Source organism: Stenotrophomonas sp. YIM B13575 (assembly GCF_042787595.1).
Taxonomy (GTDB): Bacteria; Pseudomonadota; Gammaproteobacteria; order Xanthomonadales; family Xanthomonadaceae; genus Stenotrophomonas; species Stenotrophomonas lactitubi_B.
Window position 1 is genome coordinate 21,568 of the sequence record NZ_JBHZOP010000117.1, and the last position, 8,495, is coordinate 30,062.

An 8,495-nucleotide genomic window follows, 5' to 3' on the forward strand; every position below is an offset into this window, starting at 1 on the left:
GGCGGATACCGGTCGAAACCGGGCATCCGCCCATCCCACCTCGGGTGGCCCCCCGGCACGTGGCCGGGAGCGCATTCGCTTGCGTAGAGCCGAGCCCATGCTCGGCTGATCCATCCGGCGTCGCGATGCGCGCAGGAAAGGCAGCCGAGCATGAGCTCGGCTCTACACGTCCAAGCCCTATTTCTCGCTGGTGATCAGCTGCACGACGCTGGAGAAATCCAGCTTGCCGCGACCGGCCTGGTGGTTCATCGAATACAGGTTGCGGGCCACTTCGCCCAGCGGGATCGAGGCGCCGACGCTCATCGCCGCTTCCACCGCCAGGCCCATGTCCTTCAGCATCAGGTCACTGCCGAAGCCGCCGCTGTAGCCGCGCGACGCCGGTGCGTTTTCCAGCACGCCCGGCCACGGGTTGCACACTTCAGTGGCCCAGCTGCGGCCGGTGCTGACCGCCATCATCTGCGACAGCACCTTCGGGTCCAGCCCGTGCGCCACGCCAAGCGCGATGGCTTCGCCGGTGACGGCCATGATCACGCCCAGCGCCATGTTGTTGCACAGCTTGGCAACCTGGCCGGCGCCGCTGGCACCCACATGGAAGATGTTCTTGCCCATCGCCTGCAGCACCGGGCGGGCGCGTTCCAGCGCGTCCTCTTCACCGCCGACGATGAAGGTCAGCGTGCCGGCCTGTGCACCGGCAGTGCCGCCGGACACCGGCGCGTCGATCATCTGCAGGCCTCGTGCGGCGGCCGCTTCGGAAACCTTGCGCGCGCTGGCCGGGGCGATCGTGCTGCAGTCGATGACCAGCGCACCGGCGGGAATCGCGGCAAGGATGCCGTCGTCGCCCAGGTACACACCTTCGACGTGGCGGCTGGCCGGCAGCATCGAGATCACCACCTCGGCGTCGGCAAGCGTCTCGCGTGCCGACGGCGCGGCGCTGGCGCCTGCATCGACGGCGGCCTGTACAGCGGCCGGCACCAGATCGAACACGCGCACGGTGTGGCCGTTCTTGACCAGATTGGCGGCCATCGGGCCACCCATGTTGCCCAACCCAATGAATGCAATGCGGCTCATGCCAGGCTCCTTTCAACGACAGGGGTGCCCAGGTCGGCCAGCGGATGCGCGGCATCGGCCCAGGGAGAAGCGAAGAACGTATCGGCCCATGCGCGGCTGGCATCGGCCAACGTGGCCGGGTTCCACGATGGAGTGCGGTCCTTGTCGATCAGCAGCGCGCGGATGCCTTCGGCAAAGTCGCCATGCGCAGCACAATGCAGGGCCGTGATGTATTCCAGCCGGTACACGTTCGCCAGATCCTGGCCGACGCTGCGGCGCTGCAGTTCGAAGGCCAGCCGTGCCGAACCCGGCGCACCGGCAGCCAGCGTCTTCTGTGCGGCCTGCAACCAGGCATCATCGGTCTGCAGAGTGCTGATGCGTTCGACGATGGCGGTGAGATCATCGCCTTCGCACAGCGCATCGACCTGCGCGGCATTGGCCAGCAGCGGGCCGGTAGCCGCGTCGCTGGCGAACGACAGCAGCAGCTGCGACAGGCGCTCGTGGTTGCGTGCGGCATCGGCCGACCACGCGACCTGCAGCAGCGCATCGAACACCGCGCTGCGGCGTTCCTCGGCCACGTGCACGTCGGCCAGGCCGGCATAGATCGCATCGCCGGGGTTGAGCAGCGCACCGGTCAGGGCCAGGAACAGGCCACCGTTGCCCGGTACGCGCGGCAGCAGCCAGCTGCCACCCACGTCCGGGAACAGGCCGACCGTGATTTCCGGGAAGGCCAGCTTGGAACGCTCGCTGACCACGCGATGGCTGGCGCCGGACATCAGGCCGATGCCGCCGCCCATCACGATGCCATGGCCCCAGCACAGGATCGGCTTGGCGTAGGTATGGATCAGGTAGTCGACGCGGTACTCGACGTCGAAGAACTCGGCGGCGTAGTCGTTCTCGCGGATGTCCGTGTGGCCGGCCTCGCGGTAGGCGAGCATGCTCTGGTACAGGCTGTGCAGGTCGCCGCCGGCACAGAATGCCTTTTCACCCGCGCCCTGCAGCACCACCATGGCGATGCCGTCGTCGTCGGCCCAGGCGTTGAGCTGCTTCAGCAGCAGGTGCGCCATCGGCAGCGAGAAACCATTGAGCGTACGCGGCGCGTTGAGCGTGGCGATGCCGATGCGCGTGCCGTTGCCAGCGGCGCGTTCTTCGAACAGTACCGGTGCTTCGGCAACGTTCGTGTCGACCGCAGTCATGCGTTCTTCCACTGCGCGGCGCGCTTTTCAAGGAAGGCACTCACGCCCTCCACCTGATCGGCGGTGTCGAACAGATCGACGAAGGCTTCGCGCTCGGCCACCAGCGCCGAGGCATGGGTACCGGTGCGGGTGGACTGCACCAGGGTCTTGCAGGCGGCGATGCTGGTCGGACTCTGCTTGCCAGCCTTCTTCGCCCATTCCAGTGCCAGTGCCTTGGATTCGCCCTTGCCGACCTTTTCTTCGGCAAGACCAATCCGCACCGCGGTCTCGGCGTTGATGCGCTCGCCGAGCAGGATCATGCGCTTGGCCCAGCCCTCGCCAACCAGGCGCGGCAGGTTCTGTGTGCCACCGGCGCACGGCAGCAGGCCAACGGTGGCCTCCGGCAGCGCGACCTGGGCGTGGTCTTCGATGATGCGCAGGTCGCAGGCCAGCGCGCATTCCAGGCCGCCGCCCATGGCGTAGCCGTTGATCGCAGCGATCGACACGCCACGGAACGCGGACAGCGCCTCGAAGGCTTCACCGAAACGGCGCGCGGCCTCACGTGCAGCAGCCTTGTCGCCGGAGGCGAACTGGTTGAGGTCGGCACCGGCGGAGAAGAACTTCTCGCCATCACCGGTGATCACCAGCGCGTAGATCTCGCGGTCTGCGTTGAGTGCGCCCACCAGATCGCGCAGCGCCGACAGGCTGTGCACGGTCCAGGTATGCGCGGGCGGGTTGTGCAGGGTGACCACGGCGGTGTGGCCATCGGCCTCGACCTTCAGGCCCACGTGCTCCTGGGTACGCCAATCCTTCATCGCAGTTCCTCTTCGGTGTTGAGCAGGTGACGGGCAACGATCACCCGCATGATCTCGTTGGTGCCTTCCAGGATCTGGTGCACGCGGCTGTCGCGCAGCAGCCGCTCGATCGGATATTCGCGGATGTAGCCGTAGCCACCGTGGATCTGCAGGGCTTCATTGCAGATGTTGAAGCCGGCATCGGTGGCGAAACGCTTGGCCATCGCGCACCACACGTTGGCATCGCTGGCACCGGCATCGAGCTTGCGTGCAGCGGTATGCACCATCTGCCGCGCCGCGACCAGTTCGATGGCCATGTCGGCCAGCTTGAACTGCAGTGCCTGGAATTCGGACAACGCCTTGCCGAACTGGCGGCGCTCGCCCATGTAGCGGCGCGCGGCATCCAGCGCACCCTGCGCAGCACCCAGCGAGCAGGCGGCGATGTTGATGCGGCCGCCATCGAGCCCCTTCATCGCCAGCTTGAAGCCGCCACCTTCCTCTCCCAGAAGGTGGCTGACCGGCACGCGGACGTTTTCGAAGGTGATGCCGCGGGTGGGCTGGCTGTTCCAGCCCATCTTCTCTTCCTTGCGGCCGTAGCTGATGCCCGGCAGGTCGGCCGGCACCGCAATCGCGCTGACTCCGCCTGCACCGGCACCGCCGGTACGTGCCATCACCACCAGCAGTTCGGTGGCGCCGGCGCCGGAAATGAAGGCCTTGGCGCCATTCAACACATAGAAATCGCCATCGCGCACGGCGCTGGTCTTCAGCGAGGCCGCATCCGAACCAGCACCCGGCTCGGTCAGGCAGTACGAGGCCAGCTTGCTGCCCGACGACAGGTCATTGCCCCAGGCGTCGCGCAGCGCCGGCTGGCCCCACTTGGACACCATCCACGACGCCATGTTGTGGATGCTGATGTAGGCCGCGGTCGACGGATCGACGTTGGCGAGCTCCTCGATGACGACGGCGGCGTCCAGTCGGCTCAGGCCGCTGCCGCCCACTTCCGGGTCCATGTACAGACCGCAGAAGCCCAGTTCACCGGCCTTGGCGATCGCCTCGCGCGGAAAGATGCCCTCCGCATCCCATCGCGCGGCGTGCGGCGCCAGTTCGGCCTGTGCGAAGTCACGCGCCGCTTCGCGGTACGCCTGCTGCGCTTCTTCCTGTTCCGTCGTCATCGAGTGGCTCATGGCTGCTCCCTGCTGTTACTTCAGGCTGATCGTGGTGTTGACGCCGTGGCTCAGCGTCTCGTCGTCGAACCAGCGCGCGGTGACGGTCTTGGTCTGCGTGTAGAACAGCACCACCTGCTTGCCGTACGGACCCAGGTCGCCCAGCTTGGAAGCGCGCGAACCGGTGAACGAGAACAGCGGCACCGGCACCGGGATCGGTACGTTGATGCCGACCTGGCCGACGTCGATGTCTTCCTGGAAGCGGCGTGCAGCGGCGCCGGACTGGGTGAACAGCGCGGTGCCGTTGCCATTCGGGTTGCTGTTGACCATGGCGATGGCCTCATCCAGCGTTTCCGCTTCGAGGATGACCAGCACCGGCCCGAAGATTTCTTCCTGGTAGATGCGCATGTCGGTGGTGACACCGGCAAAGATGGTCGGGCCGACGAAGTTGCCCTTCTCGAAACCATCGACCTGCGGCTTGCGGCCATCGAGCACCAGCTTTGCGCCCTGCTCCACACCCGAGGCGATCAGGCCTTCGACACGCTCACGGGCGCTGCAGGAAATGACCGGGCCAACGTCGGTGCCGGCCACGGTGCCGCCGCTGACCTTCAGGGTCTTGGCCTTCTCCACCAGGTCCTGCACCCAACCGCGCGCTTCACCGACCAGCACCAGGGTGGAGGCGGCCATGCAGCGCTGGCCAGCCGCACCGAAGGCAGCACCGACCATCGCGTTGAGGGTCTGCTCCTTGTTGGCGTCCGGCAGCACCACGGCGTGGTTCTTGGCGCCCATCATGCACTGCACGCGCTTGCCGGCCAGCGAGGCGCGGTTGTACACGTGGGTGCCGACGCGGGTGGAACCGACGAACGACACGGCCTTGATGTCCGGGTGGTCACAGATGGCGTTGACCACTTCCTCGCCACCGTGGACGACGTTCAGCACGCCCTTCGGGATGCCCGCTTCCAGGGCAAGCTCGACCAGGCGCATGGTGACCATCGGGTCCTGCTCGGACGGCTTGAGGATGAAGGTGTTGCCGGTGGCAATGGCCATCGGGAACATCCACAGCGGGATCATCGCCGGGAAGTTGAACGGGGTGATGCCTGCGCACACGCCCAGCGGCTGCATGATCGAGTAGGTGTCGACACCGTTGGCCACGTTGTTGGCCAGTTCGCCCAACTGCAGGTTGCCGATGGCGGCCGCATGCTCGACCACTTCCAGGCCGCGGAACACATCGCCTTCGGCGTCCGGCAGGGTCTTGCCCTGTTCGGCGGTGAGGATGTGCGCCAGCTCGCTCATGTTTTCGCGGATCAACTGCTGGTACTTAAGGAAGATGCGCGCGCGGGTACCGATCGGGGTCTTGCGCCAGGTCTTGAAGGCTTCCTTGGCGGCGGCCACGGCCGCGTCGACTTCACCCGCGGTGGCGAACGGCACCTGGGCCAGCACGTCCTGGGTGGCCGGATTGATCACGTCCTGCCAGTGGGAGGTGGCCGATTCAACGAACTGGCCATCGATCAGCATGCGGATACGGGGCGCTGCAACAGTCATGACGACAATCCACGGGGTGCGAATGATGCTTGGCATTATTCACAGCACGCACCTCGATTTCCGGCCTGAATCCGCTTAATCTGGCCAATGCCCGCCACGATTCCTGTTAATTCTGTGAATTATTCAGCCCCCCAGCGCCAACTTGGTCTGCGTCTGCTGCGCCTGCGCGAGCAGCGCGGCTACAGCCAGGCCGACCTTGCCCGCGCACTGGGGCTGTCGGCCAGCTACCTGAACCAGATCGAGCGAAACAAGCGCCCGCTGACGCCTGCGGTGCAGAAGAAGCTGGGCGAGGTGTTGGGCGATGTTTCCGCCCTGTTCGACGACAATGAGCCCGCCGCGCTGCAGGAGTCGCTGGGCGAAACCCTGCGCGACCTGGGCCTGGCCGACGTCAGTGCCACCGAACTGCGCGCGCTGGCCGGCAACCTGCCGCAGGTCAGCCGCGCGCTGCTGGACCTGCACCGCCGCCACCTGGCATTGCGCGAGCATGCCGCCGCTCTGGAATTCCAATTGGGCGAGCCGGGCGCGGGCAGCACGCTGCCGGCCGGTGACCAGGTGCGCGAGTTCTTCAACCGGATGCACAACCACATCCCCGAACTGGATGAACTGGCCGAGCAGCTGTTCGCCGAATGGGGGCTGGCGCCGGGACACGTGGCGCCCCGGCTGCGCCAGCTGCTGGCCGACCGCCACGGGGTGCTGGTGGAAGTGGCGGCGCTGCAGGCCGGGCGCGAGAAGCGCCAGTACGATGCCGGCAGCCGTACGCTGTGGCTGCCCGATTACCTGGAGCCGGGCCAGCAGGCGTTCCAGATGGCGGTCGAGCTGGCGCTGCGCGGCTACCTGCCGCAGATCGATGCGGTGATCGCGCGCACCGGCTTCAGCGACGATGCGCGCATCGCGCAGGCGCGCATCGGCCTGTCCAACTATTTCGCCGGTGCGCTGGTGATGCCGTACATGCGCTTCCTGCGCGCGGCCGAAGCCAGCAGCTATGACATCGAGCTGCTGGCGCACCAGTTCGGTGTGGGATTCGAAGCGGTCTGCCATCGCTTGAGTACGCTGGCACGCCGCAGCGCGCCGGGCCTGCCGTTCTTCTTCATCCGCGTGGACCGCGCCGGCAACGTGTCCAAGCGTCACTCGGCCACCGATTTCCACTTCTCGCAGGTGGGTGGTTCATGCCCGTTGTGGATCGTCTACGAGGCGTTCAACCAGCCCGGACGCATCCTCACCCAGACCGCGCGCATGCCTGATGGCCGCCGCCATTTCTGGCTGGCACGGCAGGTCAGCAGCGGCCCGGTGGGCCACGGCCAGCCACGCAAGACCTTCGCGGTGGCACTGGGCTGTGATCTGCAGCATGCGGACAGGCTGGTGTATTCGCTGGGGCTGGATGTGCAGAGCCCGGGCAATTCGGTGTCGATAGGACCGGGCTGCCGGGTGTGCCCGCGCGAGGACTGCATGCAGCGCGCGTTTACCCAGTTGCCGGGAAGGTAGGGGTTGGTTCGGCAGGGCTGCGCCCTGCACCTGCTCCAATCCAAGGCGACAGCAGAAGCAACAGCGGGCATTCCGTGGGGTGGCGGGGTGGGTCCCGCCGCTGTTGGTGGGTGTCGACCTTGGTCGACACGGTAGATCCACGCCATGCGTGGATGCGCTTCGATGAATTGTCGACTATTCGATTTCGATGGAGATTCATCCACGCATGGCGTGGATCTACTAAACCTTCCGCGCGTAGGCTGCATCCCACTGGGGATGCCCGCCCCGGAGACCGCCATGTCCCTGCTGCGCCCCTGCCTCGCCCTGCTGCTCGCTGCCGTCGCTGCGCCGGCATGGGCCACGTTCTCCATTGCCGCCTGCAATGACGCCGGCGACTGCGGGGTGGCCGTCGCCACCCACAACCTCGCCGTCGGCGGTGTCGGCGTGCCGTGGGCGCAGGCGAAGGTCGGCGCGGTCGCCAGCCAGTTCGAAACCAACCCGACCTACGGCTCGAAGGGGCTGGCGCTGCTGGCCGAAGGCCGCACGCCGGGGCAGGTACTCAAGCAGCTGCTGGACCAGGATGGTGACTTCGATGGCACCACCATCGCCGAGCGGCAGGTCGGGCTGGTCAGTGCGCGTGGCGGCAACGCGCAGTACACCGGCGCCACCGCACAGCAGGCCGATTGGGCGGGTGCCGTTGGCGAGGGCCAGGTGAGCGTGCAAGGCAACGGACTGGCCGGGCCGGAGGTACTTGCGGCGATGCAACGCGCGTTTGCGGCCACCCACGGCGAGCTTGCCGCGCGGCTGTTGGCCGCGCTGGAAGCAGGACAAGCGGCAGGCGGGCAACGCAGCGGGCAATGGTCGGCGGCGCTGCTGGTGCGCACGCCGGGCGGCGACTGGCAGGACACCGACCTGCGCGTGGATGCCGACCCGCGCGCCGTAGCGCGATTGCGCGAGCTGTACGACATGCGGCTTTCAAATGACGCGATCATCCGCGCCGAACAGCAGTGGGAACGCGGCGATGTTGCGGCTGCGCGCGCATCGCTGGCCACATCGCTGGCGCTCGCGCATGGCTGGGACCGCACATGGGCGCGTGCCGCGCGGTTGGCGATGTCACACGGCGAAACCGCATTGGCCCGCGAATACCTGGCGGGATTGCGCGCGCTCAACCCGGAATGGGTGAAGCAGGAGTTGGCCTTGCCGTTGTACGCGCCATTGCGGGGCGATGCGGTGGTCGAGGCGTGGCGATAGACGGTAGCGCCGGGCCATGCCCGGCGAGCGCAGCGGTGCGAAAGGCCGCCGGGCATGGCCCG

General features: G+C 67.1%; 7 protein-coding genes. 2 read left to right on the forward strand and 5 right to left on the reverse strand.

The features are described 5' to 3' along the window. Positions 1 to 177 precede the first annotated feature (177 nt). The 5 genes from mmsB to ACFX4F_RS17200 are packed head-to-tail and all read right to left on the reverse strand — an operon-like array spanning position 178 to position 5,721. A complete protein-coding gene (gene mmsB / locus ACFX4F_RS17180; RefSeq protein ID WP_312108051.1) occupies positions 178 to 1,068 on the reverse strand; it encodes a 3-hydroxyisobutyrate dehydrogenase in 891 nt (296 codons plus the stop codon). After that, positions 1,065 to 2,243, reverse strand: a complete 1,179-nt coding sequence (locus ACFX4F_RS17185; protein WP_380657387.1) for an enoyl-CoA hydratase/isomerase family protein — start codon at positions 2,241 to 2,243, stop codon at positions 1,065 to 1,067. The genes mmsB and ACFX4F_RS17185 overlap by 4 nt, the downstream gene beginning before the upstream one ends. Then, a complete protein-coding gene (locus ACFX4F_RS17190) occupies positions 2,240 to 3,037 on the reverse strand; it encodes an enoyl-CoA hydratase (protein WP_099819604.1) in 798 nt (265 codons plus the stop codon). The genes ACFX4F_RS17185 and ACFX4F_RS17190 overlap by 4 nt, the downstream gene beginning before the upstream one ends. Beyond that, positions 3,034 to 4,200 (reverse strand): acyl-CoA dehydrogenase family protein, encoded by a 1,167-nt coding sequence (locus tag ACFX4F_RS17195; protein ID WP_099819603.1) that lies wholly within the window; start codon positions 4,198 to 4,200, stop codon positions 3,034 to 3,036. Before ACFX4F_RS17195 ends, ACFX4F_RS17190 begins: the two co-directional genes overlap by 4 nt. Positions 4,201 to 4,215: 15 nt before the next feature. After that, positions 4,216 to 5,721, reverse strand: a complete 1,506-nt coding sequence (locus ACFX4F_RS17200; RefSeq protein ID WP_380657390.1) for a CoA-acylating methylmalonate-semialdehyde dehydrogenase — start codon at positions 5,719 to 5,721, stop codon at positions 4,216 to 4,218. An 87-nt stretch (positions 5,722 to 5,808) separates the two neighbouring features. Here ACFX4F_RS17200 and ACFX4F_RS17205 point away from each other — a divergent pair, with 87 nt between their 5' ends. After that, on the forward strand, positions 5,809 to 7,203 hold the full coding sequence (locus ACFX4F_RS17205) for a short-chain fatty acyl-CoA regulator family protein (RefSeq protein WP_380657392.1): 1,395 nt from the start codon (positions 5,809 to 5,811) through the stop codon (positions 7,201 to 7,203). A 276-nt stretch (positions 7,204 to 7,479) separates the two neighbouring features. Beyond that, on the forward strand, positions 7,480 to 8,433 hold the full coding sequence (locus tag ACFX4F_RS17210; protein WP_380657394.1) for a DUF1028 domain-containing protein: 954 nt from the start codon (positions 7,480 to 7,482) through the stop codon (positions 8,431 to 8,433). Positions 8,434 to 8,495 lie beyond the last annotated feature (62 nt).